At 57.9% G+C, this 22483-nt stretch carries 24 protein-coding genes; 14 read left to right on the forward strand and 10 right to left on the reverse strand.

Annotated features, from left to right (window positions below; all coding sequences use genetic code 11):
- Window positions 1-42: 42 nt before the first annotated feature.
- A complete protein-coding gene (locus G6L28_RS14065; protein WP_174064455.1) occupies window positions 43-840 on the reverse strand; it encodes an ABC transporter substrate-binding protein in 798 nt (265 codons plus the stop codon).
- A gap of 155 nt (window positions 841-995) precedes the next feature.
- Between G6L28_RS14065 and G6L28_RS14070 the strand changes: the two genes are divergently transcribed.
- Window positions 996-1688 (forward strand): FadR/GntR family transcriptional regulator, encoded by a 693-nt coding sequence (locus G6L28_RS14070; RefSeq protein ID WP_174064456.1) that lies wholly within the window; start codon window positions 996-998, stop codon window positions 1686-1688.
- 296 nt (window positions 1689-1984) lie between these two features.
- On the opposite strand, the gene G6L28_RS14075 is transcribed toward G6L28_RS14070, so the two are convergent.
- On the reverse strand, window positions 1985-2830 hold the full coding sequence (locus G6L28_RS14075) for a LysR family transcriptional regulator (protein ID WP_174064457.1): 846 nt from the start codon (window positions 2828-2830) through the stop codon (window positions 1985-1987).
- A gap of 254 nt (window positions 2831-3084) precedes the next feature.
- Here G6L28_RS14075 and G6L28_RS14080 point away from each other — a divergent pair, with 254 nt between their 5' ends.
- Genes G6L28_RS14080 through G6L28_RS14090 form a run of 3 tightly spaced genes read left to right on the forward strand, consistent with a single transcriptional unit; the run spans window position 3085 to window position 6758 of the window.
- Window positions 3085-4539, forward strand: coding sequence for a c-type cytochrome (locus G6L28_RS14080; protein WP_234902575.1), 1455 nt, complete (start codon window positions 3085-3087; stop codon window positions 4537-4539).
- Window positions 4540-4583: 44 nt separating this feature from the next.
- Window positions 4584-5111 carry a sugar dehydrogenase complex small subunit gene (locus tag G6L28_RS14085; protein WP_174064458.1) on the forward strand — a complete coding sequence of 176 codons (528 nt, stop codon included), beginning with the start codon at window positions 4584-4586 and terminating at the stop codon, window positions 5109-5111.
- 12 nt (window positions 5112-5123) lie between these two features.
- Complete coding sequence (locus tag G6L28_RS14090) at window positions 5124-6758, forward strand: GMC family oxidoreductase (RefSeq protein WP_174064459.1); 1635 nt, start codon at window positions 5124-5126, stop codon at window positions 6756-6758.
- 24 nt (window positions 6759-6782) lie between these two features.
- Here G6L28_RS14090 and G6L28_RS14095 read toward each other — a convergent pair whose 3' ends face one another.
- A complete protein-coding gene (locus G6L28_RS14095) occupies window positions 6783-7451 on the reverse strand; it encodes a nucleotidyltransferase domain-containing protein (protein WP_202033624.1) in 669 nt (222 codons plus the stop codon).
- A gap of 245 nt (window positions 7452-7696) precedes the next feature.
- On the reverse strand, window positions 7697-8146 hold the full coding sequence (locus G6L28_RS14100) for a winged helix-turn-helix transcriptional regulator (protein ID WP_174064460.1): 450 nt from the start codon (window positions 8144-8146) through the stop codon (window positions 7697-7699).
- Between the two features lie 119 nt (window positions 8147-8265).
- Between G6L28_RS14100 and G6L28_RS14105 the strand changes: the two genes are divergently transcribed.
- Both G6L28_RS14105 and G6L28_RS23130 read left to right on the forward strand, forming a co-directional pair.
- A complete protein-coding gene (locus tag G6L28_RS14105; protein ID WP_174064461.1) occupies window positions 8266-8562 on the forward strand; it encodes a YciI family protein in 297 nt (98 codons plus the stop codon).
- Between the two features lie 190 nt (window positions 8563-8752).
- The gene (locus G6L28_RS23130; protein ID WP_202033626.1) at window positions 8753-9085 is read left to right on the forward strand and encodes a hypothetical protein; all 333 of its coding nucleotides are present in this window, start codon (window positions 8753-8755) and stop codon (window positions 9083-9085) included.
- A gap of 99 nt (window positions 9086-9184) precedes the next feature.
- Here G6L28_RS23130 and G6L28_RS14115 read toward each other — a convergent pair whose 3' ends face one another.
- On the reverse strand, window positions 9185-9928 hold the full coding sequence (locus tag G6L28_RS14115) for a GntR family transcriptional regulator (protein ID WP_174064462.1): 744 nt from the start codon (window positions 9926-9928) through the stop codon (window positions 9185-9187).
- Window positions 9929-10129: 201 nt separating this feature from the next.
- Between G6L28_RS14115 and G6L28_RS14120 the strand changes: the two genes are divergently transcribed.
- The 8 genes from G6L28_RS14120 to G6L28_RS14155 all read left to right on the forward strand — a co-directional run bounded on the left by G6L28_RS14120 (window position 10130) and on the right by G6L28_RS14155 (window position 17226).
- Window positions 10130-11206 carry an ABC transporter substrate-binding protein gene (locus tag G6L28_RS14120; RefSeq protein WP_174064463.1) on the forward strand — a complete coding sequence of 359 codons (1077 nt, stop codon included), beginning with the start codon at window positions 10130-10132 and terminating at the stop codon, window positions 11204-11206.
- 10 nt (window positions 11207-11216) lie between these two features.
- Window positions 11217-12677 carry a sugar ABC transporter ATP-binding protein gene (locus G6L28_RS14125; RefSeq protein WP_174064464.1) on the forward strand — a complete coding sequence of 487 codons (1461 nt, stop codon included), beginning with the start codon at window positions 11217-11219 and terminating at the stop codon, window positions 12675-12677.
- Window positions 12678-12783: 106 nt separating this feature from the next.
- The gene (locus G6L28_RS14130) at window positions 12784-13653 is read left to right on the forward strand and encodes an ABC transporter permease (protein WP_234902581.1); all 870 of its coding nucleotides are present in this window, start codon (window positions 12784-12786) and stop codon (window positions 13651-13653) included.
- The gene (locus tag G6L28_RS14135) at window positions 13650-14585 is read left to right on the forward strand and encodes an ABC transporter permease (protein WP_174064466.1); all 936 of its coding nucleotides are present in this window, start codon (window positions 13650-13652) and stop codon (window positions 14583-14585) included. The genes G6L28_RS14130 and G6L28_RS14135 overlap by 4 nt, the downstream gene beginning before the upstream one ends.
- 1 nt (window position 14586) lies before the next feature.
- The gene (locus G6L28_RS14140) at window positions 14587-15324 is read left to right on the forward strand and encodes a cyclase family protein (RefSeq protein WP_174064467.1); all 738 of its coding nucleotides are present in this window, start codon (window positions 14587-14589) and stop codon (window positions 15322-15324) included.
- Between the two features lie 43 nt (window positions 15325-15367).
- A complete protein-coding gene (locus G6L28_RS14145) occupies window positions 15368-15634 on the forward strand; it encodes a hypothetical protein (protein ID WP_174064468.1) in 267 nt (88 codons plus the stop codon).
- Window positions 15635-15748: 114 nt separating this feature from the next.
- The gene (locus G6L28_RS23065; protein ID WP_337795766.1) at window positions 15749-16171 is read left to right on the forward strand and encodes an alcohol dehydrogenase catalytic domain-containing protein; all 423 of its coding nucleotides are present in this window, start codon (window positions 15749-15751) and stop codon (window positions 16169-16171) included.
- Between the two features lie 8 nt (window positions 16172-16179).
- Window positions 16180-17226: a substrate-binding domain-containing protein gene (locus G6L28_RS14155; protein WP_174064469.1), complete on the forward strand. Its 1047-nt coding sequence runs from the start codon at window positions 16180-16182 to the stop codon at window positions 17224-17226.
- A gap of 72 nt (window positions 17227-17298) precedes the next feature.
- On the opposite strand, the gene G6L28_RS14160 is transcribed toward G6L28_RS14155, so the two are convergent.
- From G6L28_RS14160 to G6L28_RS14180, 5 genes are all read right to left on the reverse strand, one after another.
- Window positions 17299-18084, reverse strand: coding sequence for an SDR family oxidoreductase (locus G6L28_RS14160; RefSeq protein ID WP_174064470.1), 786 nt, complete (start codon window positions 18082-18084; stop codon window positions 17299-17301).
- 29 nt (window positions 18085-18113) lie between these two features.
- Window positions 18114-19067, reverse strand: coding sequence for a sugar-binding transcriptional regulator (locus G6L28_RS14165; RefSeq protein WP_174064471.1), 954 nt, complete (start codon window positions 19065-19067; stop codon window positions 18114-18116).
- 18 nt (window positions 19068-19085) lie between these two features.
- Window positions 19086-20555 carry an FGGY family carbohydrate kinase gene (locus tag G6L28_RS14170; RefSeq protein WP_174064472.1) on the reverse strand — a complete coding sequence of 490 codons (1470 nt, stop codon included), beginning with the start codon at window positions 20553-20555 and terminating at the stop codon, window positions 19086-19088.
- A gap of 142 nt (window positions 20556-20697) precedes the next feature.
- Entirely contained in the window at window positions 20698-21654 is a 957-nt protein-coding gene (locus G6L28_RS14175; RefSeq protein ID WP_174064473.1) for a transketolase family protein, read from the reverse strand.
- Complete coding sequence (locus G6L28_RS14180; RefSeq protein WP_174064474.1) at window positions 21654-22466, reverse strand: transketolase; 813 nt, start codon at window positions 22464-22466, stop codon at window positions 21654-21656. The genes G6L28_RS14175 and G6L28_RS14180 overlap by 1 nt, the downstream gene beginning before the upstream one ends.
- Window positions 22467-22483 lie beyond the last annotated feature (17 nt).

Here is a 22483-nt window from a genome sequence, read left to right on the forward strand (position 1 = left end):
TCCGGCGGGGCACGAGCGGCCCCGCCGGATGCTGTTTAAGCCTTACTTGGCCTCCGGCATGTCGAGAACGGCGACCGTCGATGTCGTGTCCTCGGCCTTTGCGCCGAACCATGTCTCGTGCAGCTTGGCTATGAAACCTTCGCCCTTCAGCGTGGTGATGATTTTGTTGACGTCTTCCGCCAGCGGATCGCCCTTGTTGAACATGATCGAATATTTCTCACCAGTCGGGATACGCTCGACTACCTTCAGTTCCGGCTTGTCCTTGGCGTAATAGAGCAGAGCTGGAATGTCGGAGATATATCCATCGATGCGACCAGCGACGAGGTCGAGCATGGCTGGCTGCAGACCTTCGAATTTGCGGATTTCGCCAAGCTTGTACTCGGCCTTATGGGCTTCCGCCCACATGTCACCTGTCGAGCCGGTATCGACGCCGACGACCTTGCCGCTCATGTCCTTGAGGCCGGTGATGCCGGAGGCGGCTGTCACCGTCAAAGACTGGTCGCTATCGTAATAGGGCTGTGCGAAGGTCACGGATGCCAGACGCTTTTCCGTGATGGTAATCGAGGAAATCGCCATGTTGATGCGACCGGATTGCACGGCCGGAAACAGGCCGTTGAACGGCGTATTGACGAATTCCACCGACTTGCCAAGACGCTTGGCAATTTCGTTGACGAGATCGACTTCGAAACCCGTCACCTTGCCGCTGGCATCTTCGAATTCCCATGGGACGTTGCCGATATTGGCGCCGACCGTCAGATCGGCAGCCTGAACGTTGAATACGCCAAGCGCTGAGACCAGCCCGGCTAGAAGTGTGCTTTTGATGCGCGAAACGTGAAGCATTCGAGAACCCCTTGTTTTATATTTTAAGCCAATCTACGTTGGCCTAACTGGTCAGACCAGTCCGACCAAACAAGCACGCGCTTTTCTGCTTTGCAAGATGTTACTTAAAAAATATATCGGAAGAGCCGGGGGCGGCTATTAGGGACAGGGATCGAATGCTCAACAAAACGCTTGTGCCACAATCGATTGCCCGCGAAATCCAGGCTATGATTCAGGCCGGGCAATTGAAAGCAGGCGAAAAAATTCCGTCGCAGCGCGAGTTCTCCCAAAAGTTGGGCATCAGCCGGGCATCCCTGCGCGAGGCTTTGCTGACGCTTGAGACATTGGGTTTGTTGAAAACGGAAGCCGGGCGCGGAACGTTCGTGGCCGCTGGTGATGGAGCGGCTGGCCAGTCAGGAATGGCGCCTTGGCGTTATTCCGAAAGCTATTCCGTCTTTGACGTCTTCCAGACCCGCATCCTTCTCGAAGGTGAGATCGCCCGCCTTTCCGCTGGGCGGCTGTCGCAGACACAGCTGGAAAAGATGGAAAAGGCGACCAAGACCATGGAGGATTGTTGGGCCAATCAGGATTTGCTTGCCAATGTCGATGCCGATCTGGAATTTCATGGCATAATCGTATCGGCCTGCTCCAACACCATGCTCAAAGCGCTTTACCAGACAGTGCGGGATCAGGTTACTGAAACCCAGCGCCAGCCCATTCCGATCACGGATCCGGAACGAATGCGGCAATCCATTGCAGAACATCGCCGCATTATCGTCGCGCTGAGAGCAAACGATGGCATCTTGGCCCGCAGCGAGATGGAAGCGCATATCCGCAATACGGCGCGATGCGCGGGTTTGCAGCCCTAAGATTAAGTTCCCTAAGGTTGGGGCAAAAGCAGTTGATGGGGCCGGGTCCATAGTCACGAGAGTTGTTGAAGCGAAACCAGTAATAGCGGGTCATCCTGCAAGGATGATCAAGGAACACCTCGTTTGGGCACCATATAGTGGCAGCATCGCCTCGAATGGCTGACGGATGCTGGCGTCGCAGCGTTGAGCCCCAACCAATCTTGAGAGTGCGTCGTCTAAAAAATAAAGCCGCGTTAGAACGCTGGCCTATCATGGTTCGCCATATATTGCAGGAGGTGGTCCAACAGTTTCGCTGCTTAGCGGGGCAGGTGCGACTTGTTTCGAACGCACAGATACAGCTCTCTTTCGGCCCACGGTTCGTCGATTTGAACGATGCGGAAATTCATTGTGCGACCGTATCGCAAGGCCGCCGTCTGCGGGACGATGCCAACGCCGACGCCGCTTTCGACCATTCGGCTGAGAGATTCGAAATTCTCGCATCGCAGGCGGATGTTAGCCCGACGACCTAACTCGTTGGCCAAGCGACGGAGGAATTGCGACAATGCCACTTTTTCCGGTAGTCCGACTATGGACGCATTCAGAATTGTCGAGAAGCCTACCGAGCCGACCAGAGGCGAAGTGGCCGGTACGATCAATACGAGCTTGTCGCGCACGAATCTCCATCTTTCCAGCGCCGTCATATCGGCAGATGCGGCGGCCACCCCAATGTCTGCCTCGCCGTTGCGCAGCAGATTAACGACCTCGTGGCTGGGTTTGTCTTTCATCGACACGAATATGTCGGGGTTGTCTCTCAGAAAAGGCGCTAGCGCCTGCGGCATATGCTCCGAGAGCATGTTCGTGTTGGACAACAGGCGAACTTTGCCACTCCGTCCTTCGGCAAATGCCTCAAGATCCACCTCGAGTTTGCGTGCATCGTCGAGTATCGTTCTGGCGTGGCGGGCAAACATGTGCCCGGCCAAAGTCGGCCTGATCCCACGTCCCGTTCGCTCGAAAAGCTCGAGATTGAACGCGCCTTCCAGACGCTTCAGGCGATTGCTCAGCGCCGCAACGACGAGATTGCTTTCCTCTGCCGCCGCCGAGAGGCTGCCGCGATCAACCGCTGCCACAAAAATCTTGAGATCGGTGAAATCGAACTTCTGCATGCTTTCATCCAAGGTGAAAGCTGCTTCTATGACATATTGATTTTCAAAGCCACCACCCCGGCGATATGTCCGGGATCAAATTGTCTCCGCGACACATCGACACGTCCGCTAGCTACCAATGCCCCACTCGAAATAAGCATTTTACCCAAATGTTTCGAGGAGAGTGATGGTTTTTCGATGCAATCGCGTGGACACCTGCCACATGGACCAGCCTTGCTCTCGGGAGGAGAAGTCTGGTCCGGCAATGATTGTTCATGCTTGATGAAAGCGCACTGCCTATGCCTAAGCTTCCTCCCCCTTTGCGCCCCTTTCTCCTCTGTCTGACCGCGCTTGCAGCCGTTTCGGGCGCAGCGCAGGCGCAGGACATGACGATAGCCAATCCGGACCTTGTGGCCCGCGGGCGTTATCTCGCTACAGCGGCAGACTGTGCTGCCTGTCATACCGCCCCTCACGGTGGCGCGCCTTTCGCCGGTGGTTATGCGATCGATACGCCGCTCGGCCAGATCTTCTCGACCAACATCACCCCATCGAAGACCGCTGGTATTGGCAATTACAGCGAAGCGGATTTTGCCCGGGCCGTGCGCGATGGTGTGGCCAAGGATGGAAGCCATCTCTATCCGGCCATGCCCTATACGGCTTATGCCAAAATCACGGATGCCGACATGAAGGCGCTCTACGCGTATTTTATGAGCGATGTGAAGCCGGACGACCACAAACCTCAAAAAACAGACCTGCCATTCCCGTTCTCCATCCGCACATCCATGACGGTGTGGAACCTGCTTTTCCTTGATAAAAACCGCTTCCAGCCAAACCCCGCCAAGTCAGCGGAGTGGAGCCACGGCGCCTATCTTGCCGAAGCACTGACGCATTGCGCGACCTGCCACACGCCGCGCAATGGCCTGATGGCAGAAGACGGCAGCCAGCCGCTTGCAGGTGGTGCTGTCGGCCCATGGTTCGCACCCAACATCACGTCTGACAAGATCGCAGGAATTGGTGACTGGTCGGATGCCGATCTCACGCAGTACCTCAAGACGGGCAATGTGGCGGGCAAGGCGCAGGCGGCAGGACCGATGGCCGAAGCTATAGAGCAGAGCTTCCAGCATTTGCCCGACGACGACATCAAGGCTATTGTAACATATCTCCGCGATGTCCCGGCAATTGCTTCTGCCGACTTGAAGGCCCGGGACGACTTCGGAAAGCCATCCACCGAGATCGAGGCCTCATTGCGCGGTCTGCCAGGGCAGGCTCCGAATGAAAACGGGTTTCATATTTTCAGCGGCAGTTGCGCTTCCTGTCACCAGCCGGAAGGGCAAGGTAATCTCCATTATCCGTCGCTGTTAAAAAATACCGCGACTGGAGCGTCTCGTCCCGACAACTTGATTGCCACCATCCTGTACGGGCTGCATCGAACGGTTGGTGAAAACGTCGCCTTCATGCCGGCCTTCGGGCCAGGTGCCTCCTATACGGACAGACTGTCCGACAAGGATATCGCAGATGTCAGCAATTATGTTCTGGCCAGTTACGGCAATCCAGCTGTCAAAGTCAGCGAGGCCGATGTCGCAGTCATTCGCGAAGGTGGTGAAAAGCCGTTGATCGTCCGACTGGCACCACTCGCAGCCCCTGCGGCAATCGCGGCTGTAATCATCGTCTTGGCATTGGCCGCATGGCTATTGTTGGGGCGTCGTCGTTCACACTCAGCCCGCGCCTGAAGCGCGCCCTCATTTCAGCATTAAACGCTCCTCAGGAGGTCCTGATGCCTACCGATAATTCCCTCCACGCCAGTTTCGGCCATCACGTCTCGCGCCGCGGCCTCCTGCGCACAACGGTTTCTGTGGCGGGGCTGGCGCTGCTGGCCGATTTGGCCGGTCCCCTTTCTGCCGCTGCAGGTGATGACGCCGTCGCATCCTTCACTCAGCTGTCGGAATTCCTGACTGGATACACGCTCGATCCGGTACTCGGCGCGCGCTTTCTGGCGGCACTGAGAAAACGCGATGCCGACCTAGATGCCAGCATGGCGGCGCTTTTTGCCCTGATCAAAAAGTCAGGCGTGCCGAACATGGACGGTTTTCTCGCTCTTTCGGGCACCGATCCGGCTTTGATGAAGACCGCCACCAAGATTGTTTCTGCCTGGTATCTCGGCGTTGTTGGCGAGCCGGAAGACGCCGAACTCATCACCTATGCCGATTCGCTGATGTATCGCCCGACCAGAGGCCTTCTGACCATTCCCTCCTATGGTCCCGGCCCAAATGCCTGGGGACCCAAGCCCGGCAGCAAAATCTGACAGGAACGAAAAATGGCTAACACATCTTATGATGCCGATCTGATCGTCATCGGCTCCGGCGTCATGGGCGGCATCGTCGCCGCCAATCTCGCGAAGGCCGGTAAAAAGGTCATCGTGCTGGAAGCCGGTCCGCGCGTTAATCGCCGCGAGATCGTCGAGACTTATCGTAACGCTCCGGTCAAACTCTCGCTTGCCAATGCCAAGCTGCAAGGTGCTGGTTCGCCCTTTCCCAGCCTGCCGCATGCGCCATCCACTTATGGCGATTATCTGCAATACGAAGGCCCGGTGAAGTACAACACTTCGTATTTGCGCGTTGTCGGTGGAACGACCTGGCACTTCGGCTCGGCGCTGTGGCGCATGATCCCGAACGATTTCAAGATTCAGACGCTCTACGGGCGCGGCCGTGACTGGCCAATCGGCTACGACGATCTCGAACAGTATTACAACAAGGCCGAACTCGAACTTGGTGTTACGGGAACGGATGGCCAGGACGAAAGCGGGCAGGGTGGCGGCCCCATGCCGCCACGTTCCATGCCATTCCCGATGAAGCAGCTGAACTCGACATACATGTTCGACACACTGGCCGAAAAGCTACTGGTTGGTGGCTTCAATCCGGTTCTGGAGCCGCATGGCCGTGCTTCGCGTCCCTACGGCAACCGGCCCATCTGTGCAGGTAACAACAACTGTAATCCCGTCTGTCCCATCGGTGCAAAATACGACGGTTCGATGCATATCGATGAGGCGGAACGCCACGGCGCCAAGTTGCTCGACAATTCGCCTGTCTACAAGATCGAAGCTGGTGATGACGGCAAGATCACAGCCATCTGGTACAAGAAGCCGGACAATTCCGAACACCGGCTGACCGCGAAATATTTCGTTCTTGCCGCCTATGGCATCGAATCCGCGAAGCTGCTGCTGATCTCCACCTCGGAGAAATATCCAAACGGCATTGCCAATTCCTCCGACCAGGTGGGCCGTAACCTGATGGACCATACCGGCATCAGCATGAACATGCTGACCAAAGAGGACATGTGGCCGGGCGAAGGCCCTACCGAACTTCTGGTCTATCTCAACCAACGCGATGGCGAATTCCGCAGGGACTATCCAAGCTACAAGATCAAGGTTCGCAACACGGTGCCGACTGCACAAATGACCGAGGGTTTCATTAAAAAGGGCATTCTCGGCTCCAAGCTCGACGAACAGATCCGCAAATATTCGGCACGCTCGCTGAACTGGGCAATCGATTTCGAGCCACTTCCACTTGCGGAAAATCGCGTGACCCCCTCGAAGACCAAGTTCGACGCGCTCGGCATCCCCGTTCCAGTGCTCTATTACAGCGTGACCGACTACTGGAATGCCGGTCGCGACAGGGGCTTGCAGGACCTGAACAAGATCGCCGAACTGCTCGACGCTGAAGTCCTGTCCACCGATGTCAAATGGCAGAACCGCCAACACGTTATGGGAACGACCCGCATGGGAGACGATCCGACGGACTCGGTGGTCGATCGCGACTGCCGCACACATGATCATCCCAACATGTTCATCGCCGGGACGAGCGTTATGCCGTCGGCGTCGTGTATGAACCCGACATTGACGGGAGCTGCGCTAAGCGTGCGCATCGCCGAGCAGTTGATCAAGGAGCTTTGACGCTGACAAGCTCATAACCGAGCCTCAGTCGCGCCCTGGCATTTCGATGGATGCTAACCGGGCTGCTTGGGCGCCTGGTTGGTCTGCTGCCGTTTTCCGTAGTGGCATGATCCATTCATGTCTAGGATACATTGCCTCAAGCCAACCGCTCAGGTGAGATTTTTCCTGATCGCCAAGCTTGCGTAACGCGGCTTGGAAGTCTTGCGCATCCTTGGCTCGAACGTGTTTTGCCTTAAACAGCAGGGCAAGCGCAGGAGCGAGATAAGGAATCCCGTTGGGGGTCTCACGGATTGCGGTCGATCTGGGTAAGCGGAACGATGGATCTCGCTTGTAAATCCAGTCTTCCACAGTGCCATGCTCTATCATCATATCCACGCGCCAGCGACCGTTGGCAGTGTCGGCTCCCCACAATTGTGTAGTGTCTGACCGAGGCCTCATTTCTGGAGCCAAATAGGCAAACGTGCCATCCCGGACTTCAAAGAAATCCAACTCGCATAACTGTGCGCGAAAGAGATCCACATCTTCTGAGAGTACACAGAACTCCAAATCCTCGTGATCGCGTGTCGGGTAGCCGTGCCACAGGTCGAGTGCCCAGCCACCGACAACGTACCAAGATACACTCTGATTGCGGAGGCGTTCAAAGAGCAATTCCGGTGCCCAAGCATCCCACGCATCATCTGGAATATGCTGCATCTCTGTCACTTGCCTTTCGAAGAAGGGTAGCCGTAGCGTTTCCTGATATGTCGAGAGACGCTCTTCATGCCTCGTCAGCGATTGCACCCTTACATGAAACAAGCGTCCCAAATAGCTCAGACTAGCGATGTACGCAAAGGGTTCAGAAGCGGTCGTTGCGGCCGATCAATTGCGTAAGCACAGAGCTATGAGCCCTATATTTGAGCTGATAATAAGGGTCGAGAGTTCGGATTCCGATTTCAGGCCTATCCCTTCGCTGCGCTGAGGCCGGGCGTTTCAATCCGGATAAGCCGTGTTCCAATCTCCGCGCTTGTGGCCCTATCGATTGTGACGGGATCGATCTCGGTGCCCGCTTCAGCATCGAAAAAGCGCGTAAATTCGCCGCCGCCTCTGTGCTTCCCGCCCCATGCGGCTAGTGCGAAGAGGACTGGCAGCAAGTCACAGCCTGCCTCCGTCAACAGATATTCGTCCCGTGGCGGCCGTTCGCAGTAGCGACGCCTCTCCAAGAGCCCCTCTTCAGTCAGGGATGCCAGCCTGCTCGTCAGCATCGTCGGCGCTATGCCGAGATTTTTCCTGAACTCGTCGAAACGGGTAAAGCCAGCATGGGCATCACGCATAATTAACATGCTCCACGCATCGCCGACCAGAGCTAGGCTTCTGGCGATCAGGCAGGGAAGCGTTTCCAGATTCTTCACGTCGATATCATTTTAATAGTGAAAAGGTATGAATTTGATAGTAACCAATGGCTCGTCAACGGTCCAGCGAATATTCATCGCGGCCATTGGTCCCACGACATAAAGCCGGAGCGACAGCGATGAAATTCTACCTCTGCAAGTTTATTCCCCCGCGTGAGGATTTTCTGGCGACGATGAGCGCCGACGAGAAGAGATGGATGGGCGGGCACGGCGCGTTTCTTGATGATCTGCTCGAACAGGGGGTCATCGTCGCCCATGGTCCTGTCATGGATCCAGCTGGCGGCTATGGCGTCTCGATCTACCGGATCGCCGATGACCAGGACATCGCATCCTTCACCTCTCGCGACCCAATCGTGGCGAATGGTGTGGGTCATTATGAGCATCACCCGATGCTGAGCCTGAAGGCCAAGGGCTGACTACCTCACGGCATCGTCTACGCACACCGCCTGCGGCCTTGATCTCGTCTTGGTCGCGCGCGACGCTGTCACAGGGTCTTTATGCCGGAGTCGGCTCAAAAGGCGTGGACGTACAAGCCGTGCTTCCAGCTGAGACCCGCACTGAAATCTACGATCACATGGTGGTGATATCAGCAAGGTGCCGGATGTGATGGAGGTCGACGATCTTGTCGATGCAGCACTCATCGGTCTCGACCGCCAGGAGATCCGCGCCATCACCCCGGCTCCGGATGTTGCTGACTGGGAGGCTTTTAAGCAGGCGCGTACGGTTTTGGCGCATAGCATTCAGCAATGCACAGCCGGCTGCGCTAATACCGGAAGTAACGGAACCATTGATCTGCCGCGTATCTGTCCGACGTACTTTTCTGACTTACAGAGCAGAAGACGTAGGCCAAGCTTAAGGTTGGCGCTTTATGTCCCGTCGATTAAAGGCGGGATGGTCAGGGCGCTTTTCAACCAACGAACAGCCCTACCTCCTTCATAACCATCAGCCGCCTATGGCTTGCGCGCAAACCCATGCTCGTGGAAGCTCGAAATACTACCATGGTACAACGCCAAAAACTTCGCAATTGTCCGTTTCCGTTTAGTCCTCCACAAGGTCGCGCCGCTGTTCGCTAAGAGTACGCGCCGTATGTAGCACTTCCCGTAAATGCGCCGCCATTTGGCTTCCAGCCTTGTGCACATCACCAGCCTCGATGGCATCGACAATCGATCTGTGCTGCATAAGGAGTACGCGCAGATGTCCGAGATCCGGAAGGCTGAGGTAACGAACCCGGTCCATCTGCAGCTTGACGGCCTGGATCACGCGCCAACTCTTGGAAAGCCCTGCTTCCTCGCAAAAACTTCTGTGAAAAGCCTCGTCAAGCTCCAGGAACAGGTCCAGCGCCTCGATATTGACGGCCTTCTCCTGGTCATAGAGATTGCTCTTGATCTCCGTCAAGAAACGCTTCGAACAGCCTTCGGCGAGCCTCTTGCTGACCGCAACTTCAAGGGATTCCCGAATGAATTGAGCCTCTTCAACGTCACGCAGGCGGATGGGGGCAACGAAGCTTCCCCGCTGTGGCAGGATGTCGATCAGCCCCTCGTCCGCCAGCCGAATGAGCGCTTCGCGTACAGGCGTGCGGCTGACGCCCAGTTGCAGAGAGAGCTCCTTTTCACTCAGCGCTTCTGAAGGAAGCATTGACAGAGTCGTGATTGCTCGCCTCAGCCGCTCATAAATCTGGCCAGCAATCGGTTGGCGCGGATTGATCGGCTGCAAGGCAGGCGATGTTGGTGTGCCTAGATCCGCGTCTTCCGCAATTGCCCTCGTCTTTCTTTTTGCCGTCATACGCCGCCCCTTTCTCTCTGCTGCCACGGCATCGCACAAATCAAAGCGATAATCCATCAGCCGGATTGACACACTACCATGGTAGTATGTATTTTTGAAAGGTGCGCGGTGGAGGAGCTATCAGGTTAGACTGGTAGTATTCGCGCAGGAACAGAACCGCGAGCGCTGTCAGCGGTTTGGCCAAACCCGGGAGGATGCATCATGAAAATCGGAATAATCAGCACCGTTACGGCCTCGCTTCTTGCTGGAGCAATGTTTGCCTACCCAGCGATGGCCCAGGAAGGTGTCGCAAGGGGTGACACGAGCGGCAAAAAGATCGCATTCAGCAATTCCTATGCCGGCAACTCGTTCCGGCAGGTGATGATAAAGAGTTTCGAGCAGACGGGCGCCAAGGCGAAGGCCGATGGCAAGATTGCCGAAACCTCCGTCGTCAGCGCGAATAATTCCGTCACCGAGCAGGCTTCGCAGATTCAGAACCTCATTCTTCAGGGCTATAATGCAATTATCGTTCTTGCCGGTTCCGATACGGCTCTGAACGGCGCGATCAAAGACGCCTGTGATGCTGGCATCGTGGTCGTCGCCTTTGCTAGTGGCGTCACCGAGCCCTGCGCCTATGTGGTCGACTACAATCTCGATTCCTACGCCAAAGCAGAACTTGATTACATTTCCGGAAAGCTCGGCGATAAGCCGGCCAATATCCTGGAAATTCGCGGCATGGCTGGCGATGGTTTCGATAAGCGCCTGAATGAAGGCGTAAAGAAAGCCCTCGCTGCGCATTCCAATTATAAGAAGGTCGGCGAAGTCTACGGTCAGTGGACTGCAACAGTCGCGCAGAAGGAAGTTTCCGGCATCCTGCCCTCTTTGCCGCAGATCGATGGCGTGCTGACCCAGGGCGGCGACGGTTACGGAGCAGCCCAGGCTTTTAAAGCGGCCGGCCGCAAGCTGCCAATCATCATCATGGGCAATCGCCAGGATGAGCTCGCCCTGTGGAAACAAGAGCATGACGCGACCGGCTACGAAACCTTCTCGCTCGGCGCGACGCCTTCCGTTTCTCAGGTTGCCTTCTGGGTAGCGCAGCAAATCCTTGCCGGGAAGAAAGTACCGAAATTCGTCGAAGTGCCGCTCCTGCAGATCCAGCAGCCGGATCTCGACGCATGGCTGAAGATTGTTCCGGAAGGCGGCGTCGTGAATGCCGAATACCCACAGGATCTCGTCGCCAAGATCATCGATGCTAACGTCAAGAAGGAGCCGCTCCCCATGGTTCCGGCTCCGAAATAAGGCACTGGTTATGCTGTCCTCCCAAGCTGACGCGGGCACTGCCGCGGGTCTCCTCATCGAGGCCCGCGGAGTACGCAAGAGCTTTGGCGCCGTCCACGCTCTGGTCGGTGTCGATTTTACCCTTGCTCCGGGCGAGGTTGTTGGACTTGTCGGCCATAACGGCGCTGGCAAGTCGACCTTGATGAACGTCCTCTCCGGCGCTATCCAGCGGACCGAGGGTCAGTTCATCTACGACGGCCAGTCCGTCAACCGCTGGGGGACTGCTGAAGCGCAGTCCAACGGCTTGCGTTGCATTTTTCAGGAGCTTTCGCTCTGCGCCAATCTTTCGGCGGCCGAAAACACACGCATCATCCACCGCAGCCTGCGCGGCTTTGGCTGGCGGCGCAGGGCACGGTCACTGATCTCGGCCGCTTTGGATGGTATCTTTCCCGGCCACGGCATCGATCCGGACGCCAGGATTGCCGCTCTATCCATCGGCGAGCGGCAGATGGTCGAGATCGCGCGTGCCTTTACCGAGACGGAAACCAGGGTGCGATGTGTCATTCTCGACGAACCGACCTCGGCTCTGGGTCACAAGCCTGCAGAACAGCTTCTGGCCTATATCAAAACGGCGTCTGCACGTGGTGTCGCCTGTATCCTGATCACCCACCGCCTCAACGAGATTCTCGCCGTCTGCAACCGCGTCGTCGTGATGATGGATGGTGCGATCGTCGGTGATCGGCCGACGGCTGGCCTGACACGCAGCGATCTAGTCGGGATGATGGGCAATATTGAAGCGTCGCACGAACGGAGCCCAGCGTTGCGGCAGAAGAGCGCTCGAGCCCTCGTCGTTGATCATGCAGGTATCGATGACGCGGATCTGCCAATCAGGGCGGCGCCAGGCGAAATCATCGGCTTTGCAGGCCTCGACGGACACGGCCAGCGGGAACGGCTGCGGGCGATCTACGGCGCCACCCGAAGGGTTCCTGTCGCGTTCGTCGCCGGTGACCGTGGCGTTGAGGGCGTCATGCCGCTTTGGTCGATCGCCGACAACCTGACGATCCGCAGCCTCAATGCGCTGCAGAAGGGCGGTTTCGTATCGCCGTCTGCAGCATATAAACTCGCAGAGACATGGTCGCAGCGCCTCAAAGTCAAGGCGCCATCAATCGATACGCCTATCCTCTCACTCAGCGGTGGCAATCAGCAGAAGGTTCTTTTCGCCCGTGCGCTTGCTTCGGATGGTGAGGTTATACTGCTCGACGATCCGATGCGCGGCGTCGATGTCGGCACCAAGCAGGAAGTCTATCAACTGATTCGCGACGAAGCGGATCGTGGCCGCATCTTCATCTGGTATACGACAGAATTCGAGGAGCTGAAGAACTGCGACCGGCTCTACGTCTTCCGCGAAAATCGCGCTGTCGCCGAGGTGTCCGGCGATGAGATCGACCATAACCGGATCCTCGAAGCATCCTTCGGAGGCGCTCATGGCTGATGCCACCATTTCCCGGCAGAAGAGCGACCCGCATAAGAAGCGTGAACTCGGCAATCGTCTCGCGCCTGCCCTTGAGGTTGGGCTACCGGCCATCGCGCTTGTCGTCATGCTTGCGTTGATCTTCTGGATCCGCCCCGCAGCGATGAGCTATTTCGGCTTTACGTTGCTGTTCAAGCTCGCCGTGCCACTGATGTTCGCATCGATGGCACAGATGCTCGTCATCATGCTCGGTGACATAGATCTGTCGATTGGTTCCTTCGTCGGTTTCGTCACCTGCGTCACGGCGCTTTATCTCGATAGTGCGCCGGCTGTCGCAATCGCCATCTATATCGGAAGCATCGTCGTTTATGCCGGCGTCGGTCTCATCATCCACATCCGCCAGCTGCCGTCGATCATCGTGACGCTCGGCATGTCCTTCATCTGGCTCGGCGTGGCGATCATCATCCTCCCGGCGCCGGGCGGCGCGGCCCCGGCCTGGCTTTCGGGTTTCATGAGCTGGCGTCCGCCGTTCGTACCGCTGCCGGTGCTGCTTGCCATCCTTGCGGCGCTGATAGGCCACCTGGTTGTCAGCCGATCTTCCTACGGCGTGATATTGCGAGGCGCAGGCGGCAATCCGCGTTCTATCCAGCGCGCCGGCTGGTCGATCACCGGCATCCGCGCTGCGGTGTACGCGGCCGTCGGACTACTCGGCATCATTGCTGGCATCACCCTGACTGGCCTGACGACATCGGGCGATCCGAATGTCGCACCGGCTTACACACTTCTCGGTGTCGGCGCGGTTATTCTCGGCGGTGGTTCCTTCATTGGCGGTATCGTCTCTCCAGTCGGAACGGTGATCGGCGCGCTGACGCTTGCGCTTGCAGGCTCGCTGCTGAGTTTCCTGCAGGTCCCACCAACCTGGCAAATCGGCGCGCAGGGGGGCATTCTTTTCCTCGTGCTCGCCGGACGCATCCTGCTTTCGGAGCAAAAGTCATGATTGGTCTTTCTCCCAAGCCATGGACATACGGTTTCATCGTCGCGCTTGCCATGTGGATCGCGACAATCGCCTATTCCGGCTTTGCAAGCGCAGTACCGACCCTCTCCTCAGCCATTGCTTTCGCCGCCTTCAGCGTTGTGGTGGGGACGGGTCAGATGATGGTGATCGCGTCCGGCCCCGGTAATATAGACCTGTCCATGCCGTCCGTGCTGACCCTTGCTGCCTACCTGTCCATGTCGGTCATGAGCGGCAGTAATGACATGGTCCTGCCGGGCTTCATCGTTGCGCTTCTGGTCGGTGCTCTGGCCGGTGCGGCAAACTTTCTGGCGATCACCTTGCTGCGTCTGCCGCCGATCATCGCGACGTTAGCCTGGAGCTTCGTTTTCCAGTCTCTGGCTTTCAATCTTGGCGGCGAGGCAACCGTGAAGCCGCCGGCAGCGCTTTCGGGCTTCACACTTTGGTCGGTCGGCGGTTTCAGGGTCATGCCTGTCGCAGTCATCCTCTTGACGGTTGTCGCCGCGATCGTTCTTGCCCGCAGCGTCTGGGGCCGCCAGTTGCTCGCGGTCGGCCAGAGCGAGCGGGCCGCACGCCTTGCCGGTGTCCCGGTCATGCGGGTCCGGCTGATCGCCTATGTCTTCTGCGGCGTCGCGGCAGCACTGACCGGCTTTCTGCTTGCCGGATTCTCAGGTGGTGCGGCGCTCAACATGGGCGACAACTACTTGCTGGAGGCCATCGCGGTCGTGGTTCTTGGCGGTACCAGTGTTGCCGGCGGGCAGGCCAATGCGATTGGCATCTGGGGCGCGGCACTGTTCTTCAATCTCATGGCGACCATGCTGAACACATTCCAGATGCAGGCCGGCGTGCGCTTCGTGCTGACCGGCGCGCTGATCGTCCTGATCGTCGCGCTGGTGCCGAAACCGAAGGCAGCCTGAGATGGATATCGCCTCTCTAACGAAAACCTTCAGCAACGACATGACTCTTGTGGACCTCACCCACGCGCTGACGCCGCAGGTGCCAGTATGGCCGACGCATCCGTTCTTCTGTAAGGAAGTGATCGAAAGTTATGATCGCGGAGATTTTGCCTGCAATCACTCGCTCAGCATGAGCGAACATACAGGAACGCATTTTGATGCGCCGCTTCATTTTATCAAGGGTGCCGCAGGGATCGATGCCATTCGCCTGCAGACCTTCTTCGGCCGAATGGCCAAGATCGACGCCCGCGATTGCGCTCCGCGCGAAGCGGTCAATGTCAACAGGATCAAGCGCTTTGAAGCGGAACATGGCGAAATCCGCGCCGGAGACGCCGTCTTCTTCCATTTCGGCTGGGATCGCTTCTGGCATGACCCAGCAGACCATCAGCATTTCCTCAGCGACTGGCCTGGCCTGTCAGTCGAGGCCACTGAATACTTGCTGAACCGCGGCATCCGCATCGCCGGTTCGGATTGCCTGTCCCTCGACTGCTTCGGCAGCACAAATTTTCCGGCCCATAACCTTTTGCTCGACGCGAACGTCCTGATCGGCGAAAACTTCGCCAATCTCGGCGATGTACCGGCGTTTTCGTTTCTGATCACCTTGCCGCTGCCGATTGCTGGCGGATCAGGCTCTCCCCTTCGCGCCGTGGCGGCGTTTGTCGCAGATGGCCAGTCGCACATCGTAACGGCCAAGGCCTGAGCCTGGTCCTCTTCGCGCCCACCCGGACAGCGACCTGCTGGCCATGGTCAATCGGCTTCCACGACGCTTTCATTTCGCTCATCTGTACACGTCCGCCGCGAGACCGACGGTTCCCTCCTTCTTCGAGGACCAGCATATCGACAGCACTACCGACATGATCGCCGTAACGGCCGCCGTGGTCATCTGGGAACTGATCCTCGTCAGTTGGTGCCTCAGCCGCGCTTCGAAGTTTTGGGCCGGTTCGGAAGCGACGCATCAGGCCAGCTGCGACAGGATCTGGCAAGAATTCGACAAAAACGGGCTAAAATAGACTTTTAGCGCTTTCCAAATGACTCCCGACAACCTGTTGCAGGGCGCGGCCAAATTGCTGGCACGTCCGTTCGGCGGAACCCAACGTCATTAACCCTTATCGGGAGGAAACGTCGTGAAAGCATCAATCTGCAAGGGGCCGGGCCTCGGCTTCACCGTCATGGACATCGAGATAGATCAGCCACAAGCTCGCGAGGTTCTGGTTGAGGTCAAGGCGTCGGGGCTTTGCCATACGGACCTCACCGTGTCGGAGGCGGATTTTGGATTGCCTTTCCCGGCAATCCTTGGTCACGAAGTGGCGGGTGTCGTCCTTCAGGTCGGCTCCCAGGTGACGGATATCGCCGTTGGCGACCATGTCGTGGCCTGCCTGATCCAGTTCCGCGGCCGGTGCGTCGCCTGCCTTGGCGGGCGGACGTTCGAATGCACCGATCCAGGCGCCACGTTGCGCGCGCCTGACGCATCGCCCCGGTTGTCCGGGCCAGATGGCCCCATTTTATGTTTTGATTTGCTCAGGAAATTTTACTGTATGAACCGATAGGAAATGCCATGTCTGTCAGCCGGGTTGTCTTTGCCTCTGCATTGTTGTCTCTGCTTTCACCGCTTGCAGCTGTTCAGGCACAAGGGTTGTCCGGTGCGCCTGCACCTTTCGATAAGGGCGATGTGAAAATCGCTTTGGTGGGCTATATTTCAGCCGGGGATTTCTTTCAGGCCTATCAGGCAGGTGCAGTTGCACAGGCAAAAGCTCTAGGCATCGATCTGCGGGTCTTTCAGGGGCGACAGGATGCCGCACAGCAGCGTGAGCAAATCCTGCAGGCCATCAATCTCGGCGTTCATGCCATTATCGTTGATCACGGGCAGCCGGAATCACTGAACGATGTGGTGCAGCAGGCGCTGGACAAGGGTATCAAGGTCGTGGCCTTCGATGTTAACCTGAACAATCCGAAAATCCCGCAGATCGAGCAGTCCGACCATCGGCTGGCGGAACTGGCGCTTGAGCAAGCCTTGAAGGACAATGGCCCAAGCTTTAATGCCGGTTATGCCTATGTCGCCGGCTTTGCGCCGCTCGATCGCCGCAACGAAATCTGGGAGAAGGTCAAGGGAGAGAACAAAGGCATTGTCGAGAAGGCTCGCTTCGGAACCGTCAGCGACACAACTGCGACGGCAACCGCCGATCAGGCGAAGGCGATCTTCCGAGCCAATCCGGATATCTCGGTGGTGTTTGCCCCCTATGATGAATTTGCGCGTGGCGTGAAACTCGCAGCAGCGGACCTTGGCATATCCGACAAGGTCAAGATTTATTCGGCGGATATTTCCACAGCCGACATTCAAGAAATCGTAGAGCCTGGCAGTCCATGGGTCGCGACAGCCGCGACCAATCCAGCCGTCGTGGGAGCGGTCTCGGTTCGCGCTGTGGCTCTTCAGATCGCGGGGCAGCAAGTGCCAGCCAAGGTAGTTGTGGACCCGGTTCTCGTGACGCAAAAACAATTGCGCGATGCCGAAGTCAATACGATTGAGGATTTGGCCAAGAAGGTCCCCGCTTTCTCTACAAGCGGGGTTGCGACGGCGAGCTGGATCCCGGCGGCAGCGTTTTAGCCACGTCAGCCATGGTATCGGCAGATCGCACGTATCCGTGCGATCTGCGCTGCATGACCAAATTTACATCCGTCATGACATGATCAGGCCGCCATCGACGTTGATGGTCTGGCCGGTGATGTATGCTGCGTCTTCAGACGCGAGGAAGGCGACGAGGGCGGCGACTTCCGCAGGGGTGCCCGCGCGGCGCATGGGAATGTTGCGCACCCACTCGGCCATCAGTTCGCCGGGTTTATAATCACCCAGCATCTTTCCCCAGACGCGGTCGTTGTAATCCCACATTTCTGTATGGATGATGCCGGGGCAGATGGCGTTAACGGTGATGCCTTCCGGTGCGAGTTCCTTGGCAAGGCTCTGGGTCAGGCCGATGACGCCGAATTTCGAGGCGGCATAGTGTGGCGTGTAGACGAAGCCCTGACGTGCCTGGCCGGAAGCGGTGTTGATGAGACGGCCCTTAGTTCCGCTCTGGCGGAAACGGCGAATGGCCTCTTGGCAGCAAAGGAAAGCGCCCTTGGTGTTGACCTCCATGTTGAGGTCCCACTGGTCTTCGCTCAACTCCTCGACCTTGGAGATGGTGATAACGCCTGCATTCTGGACGGAGATGGAGAGCGCTCCGATTGCAGCTTCCGTGGCGTCATAAGCCTCCCGCACCGCTGCTGCATCACGCACATCAAGCTTTACGCCGAAAGTTTGAGCGCCGGTTTCCTCGGCAAGCTTGGCCGCGATATCCGCTGTGTCCTTCTCGACGGCCGCGATTGCGACACTTGCACCTTCTTCGGCAAAGCGGCGGGCAATGCCGTAACCGATGCCCTTATTGCCGCCGCTGACGAATACGGACTGACCTTCGAAACGTTTCATGTCTCCTCCTCGGGGAATTCTGGAATCTTCTATGAGCCGACCAGACGTTCGGCGGTGAATTTATCGGTGACGAGAACGTCGATCACTCCGGTTCTCAGAGCCCCCGCGATTGCCTCCGTCTTTTTCGCCCCACCCGCCAACGCGATCACGCGGTCAACATTGGAGAGGTTTTCAAGCGGCAGGCCGATGACCCGGTCATCAAGCGGGGTTTTGACTGGTCGCCCTTCCTTGTCGAAGAAGCGCAGCGAAATGTCTCCAACCGCGCCTGCATGCGCAAGATCGGTGAGCTCCTTGGCGGAAAAGATGTTGCCGGATCGTGCGAGAAGTTCAGACGGCTCGACAGCGCCGATGCCGACGATTGCCAGTGTGATGGACCCGAAGAGATCGATGGTTTCGCGGATGTAGGGGTCGGCCAGCATCAGCAGTTTGGCCTCGCGCGAGGTGGAGACGCCGGGAACGGGGAGCAACTTGGGGTCTGCTTCCGTAAGGCGCGCCAAACGCGTTGTGATCTGTGTGGCATGAGTTTGTACTGAAGGATCGCCCATGCCGCCAAGCGTTTGAACGATGTATTTCGCTTTCGCGCCTTTTAGCGGATGGATGTTTTCAACCATCTTGAAGATGGTCTGGCTCCAGCTGGATACGCCGATGATTTCGTTCTGCGACAGCGTGACTTCGAGAAAATGGGCCGCAGCCTCGCCAATGCGGGCCATGATCGCGCCATCGCGATCCTCGCTGCAATCTACCACGATGGCTTCGGGAAGATCGAAGCGCTCTCGTAGCTGGGTTTCCAGATCGTTGAAGGTCCCGACGGGAGGAATGATGCTGGTTCGAACGATGCCTTCCGCTTCCGCACGCTTCAACATGCGCGACACGGTTGCCTGCGACAGATGCAGGTGTTCGGCAATTTCGGCCTGCCGCTTGTGCTCGCTGTAGTACATCTGCGCAACACGCGATATAAGACGAAGTTCGTTGATCCTACCCATAAGCCCTCCAGTGAATTTTTATTCACTATTAGCGGACGCAATTCTCAAGGTCGAGCGTGCAATTGCATCCTTCCATGTCGCGAGCTTCTCGTTCCTTGCTGAGGTGACGGAAGCGATTTCGGTTCCGCTTGCGTTGAGGCTGGCGACGGTCTGGATATCCGGCCACATGCCGAGCGCAAGCCCGGCAAGGTAGGCAGCACCGAGAGCAGAAGCTTCAGGCGCGTCTCGCTGAATGATGGGATGATCCAGCATGTCCGCTACGCATTGCATCAGGAACCGGCTCTGGCTCGGGCCGCCGTCCACGAAGAGACGTCCAAAGCCTGTCGGTGATTGAGTTCCCATGGCGGCAAAGACGTCATGCACTTGAAACGCAATGGAATCGGTTACCGCACGGGCCATTTGGGCGCGGGTGGTCGAGAAATTGATCTGGGAGAACAGCGCGCGGCTGTCTGAATCCCAGTATGGCGCACCGAGGCCAACGAAGGCAGGCACAAAGCCAGGCGCTCCTGGGGCGGCAGTTGACGCGAGCTCCACCAGCGCTGCGACATCAGGCAATCCCAAAATCTCGACCATCCACGGTAGCGAAGAGGCAGAAACCAGAATATTGCCTTCAAAGGCGAAGGTCGGCTTGCCGCCAAGCCGCCAAGCGACCGTGGTGGTGATGCCCTGTTGAGGGGCGATGAAGTGGGGCAGCGTGGTCATGACCGATGAGCCGGTGCCGAAGGTTACCTTGCCATCGCCGGGGTTGAACGCTCCGTGACCAAAGAGTGCCGCGTGGCTATCGCCGATGGCTGCAAGGATTGGCGTGCCGTCCTTGATGCCGGGAACATTTTTCGTGACGCCGAAATCGCCGCTGCTGTCGCGAACCTGCGGCAGGGCATTGATGTCGATCCCGAAAAGTGCGCAAAGCTCTTCGCTCCAGACCTGTCGATTGAGATCGAGCGCCTGGCTGCGTGCTGCATTGGATGCATCGCAGGCGTGGACCTGACCGCCGGTGAAGCAGTGGATCAACCAGCTATCGATGGTGCCGAGCCTGACCTTGCGGCCTTCCGGAGCCCGGTCCAGCAGCCAGCGCATTTTGGCACCGGGGAACATGGGATCGATGGGCAGGCCCGTCAGCGCCATGACGCGTTCGGAATGGCCCTTTTCGATGAGATCGGCGCATTCGCTCGCGGTACGACGGCACTGCCAGCTCAAGACTGGGCCAAGCGGCTCGCCGGTCTGCGCATCCCAGATTGTCACGGATTCGCGCTGGTTGGATATGGCTATGGCTTCCACAGACACGTCGCCGGGCGCTGCCTTCAGGCAAGCGTCGATGGCTTCGCAGACAGACGCCCATATGCGCGTCGGTTCCTGTTCTACCCAGCCAGATTGAGGGTAGGTAATTCCGACCGGCGAAGAGCCTCTGGCGAGGATTGCACCCGCTTCCGAAACCAGAATGGCCTTCGAATTTGTCGTACCCTGATCGACGGACAGAATGGCGCGCATCGCTATGCTCTCTTCCCGGCAGACATTGATGATGCGCGATCCTAGCCGGGATTTTCAGGCAAATCGAAGTGCCACGCATAATATAATGAAGAGGGTGCCGCCCAAATCTCCCAGGGGAAACATGGACGGCTAGGGAGGAGACTTATTTTCTCTTAATCAGCGCCTGCGCAGCATCGGCGATGGCGTTGGGTGCCATGCCGAATTCATCCAGCAGCCACTCGGCAGAGCCGGTATGGGCAAAGACGCCGGGAACGCCGAGGCGTTTCATCGGAACCGGTGCCTGCTCGACAACCACTTCGGCAATGGCGGAACCGAGGCCGCCATAGATCGAATGCTCTTCCGCCGTCAGGATCGCACCGGTTTCAGTGGCGGCAGCAACGATGGCGGCTTCATCTATGGGGCGAACGGTTGCCATGTTCAGGACGCGGGCCTTGATGCCGCGCGTTGCCAGAATATCGGCGGCCTTGACCATGCGGTGGGTCAACGTACCGTTGGCGATCAGCGTCAGGTCGGAGCCTTCACGCAGCAGGTTAGCCTTGCCGACTTCGAAGACGTGACCTTCCGGCAGAAGATCCGGTACGCCGACGCGCGAGAGGCGCAGGAAGCAGGGACCGGCATATTCCGCCGCCCATTTTACCGCAGCCGCTGTTTCGATGCGGTCGCAAGGGGCGATGACTGGAAGGTTGGGCAGAACGCGCGTCCAGGCAAAATCCTCGATGGAATGGTGTGTTGGGCCGAGTTCGCCGTAAGCCATGCCGGACGAAATGCCGACGAGTTTCACATTTGCGTTAGAATAAGCGAGATCGGCCTTGATCTGCTCCAGCGCACGACCCGTTAAAAAGCATGAGGCGCCACAGACGAAGGGCAGTTGCCCGCCATTGGCAAGACCGGCGCCAACGCCCACCATGTTCTGTTCGGCGATGCCGACATTGACGAGGCGTTCCGGGAATTTCGACTTGAAACCACCGAGTTTGGAGGAGCCGACCGAGTCGTTACAGACGGCGACGACGCGCTGGTCGTTTGCGGCCAGTGCCTCGATGGTTTCCGCGAAGGCATCACGGCAGTCATAGAGTTTAGGAGCGGATACGGGCGCGTTCATTACAATGCCTCCGAAAGTTCTTTGACTGCGATGTCGTATTGTTCCTTGCTCGGAACCTTGTGGTGCCAATCCACCTTGTCCTGCATGAAGGAAATTCCGTGGCCCTTGTTGGTATGCGCCACGATGCAGTGCGGACGGCCACTGGCGCGATGTTCCAGCGCAGGGACCACCTCGGACATCTCATTGCCGTTGATCTCGGTGACCTCCCAGCCGAAAGCCTCCAGTTTCGGGCGAAGCGGTGCGATGTCGTTCGTGTCGGACAGGGCCGCACCCTGCTGAAAGCGATTGTGGTCGATGATGAGCGTCAGATTATCGAGGCCGAACTGCGCAGCCGCCATGATGGCTTCCCAGTTGGAACCTTCCTGCATCTCACCGTCGCCGGTCATGACATAGGTATGGTAATCTGCGCCCGAAAGCTTTGCGGCTTTCGCCATTCCAACGGCTACCGGGAGGCCATGGCCGAGAGGGCCGGTATTGGTCTCGACGCCGGGAACCTTGTTGCAGTTCGGGTGGCCATTGAGGCGGGAGTTGGGCTGCAGGAAGGTAGAAATTTCTTCTTCCGGAATGAAACCGCGCTTGGCGAGCGTCACATAAAGCGCGCAGGCGGTGTGCCCCTTGGAAAGAACGAAGCGGTCACGAGCAGGGTTTTTCGGATCGTCCGGCCAGATGCGCAAGACGCGGAAATACAGTGCTGTCATCACGTCGATAGCAGACATTTCTCCGCCGACATGACCGGCTCCGGCTTCGAAAACGGCTTGCACGTCGCGCAGGCGGATCTGGCGCGCAACGCGCTCTAGTTCTTTCGGCTCCATGAAATCCTCATCAAGAT

The organism is Agrobacterium larrymoorei (genome assembly GCF_013322225.1).
Lineage (GTDB): Bacteria > Pseudomonadota > Alphaproteobacteria > Rhizobiales > Rhizobiaceae > Agrobacterium > Agrobacterium larrymoorei_A.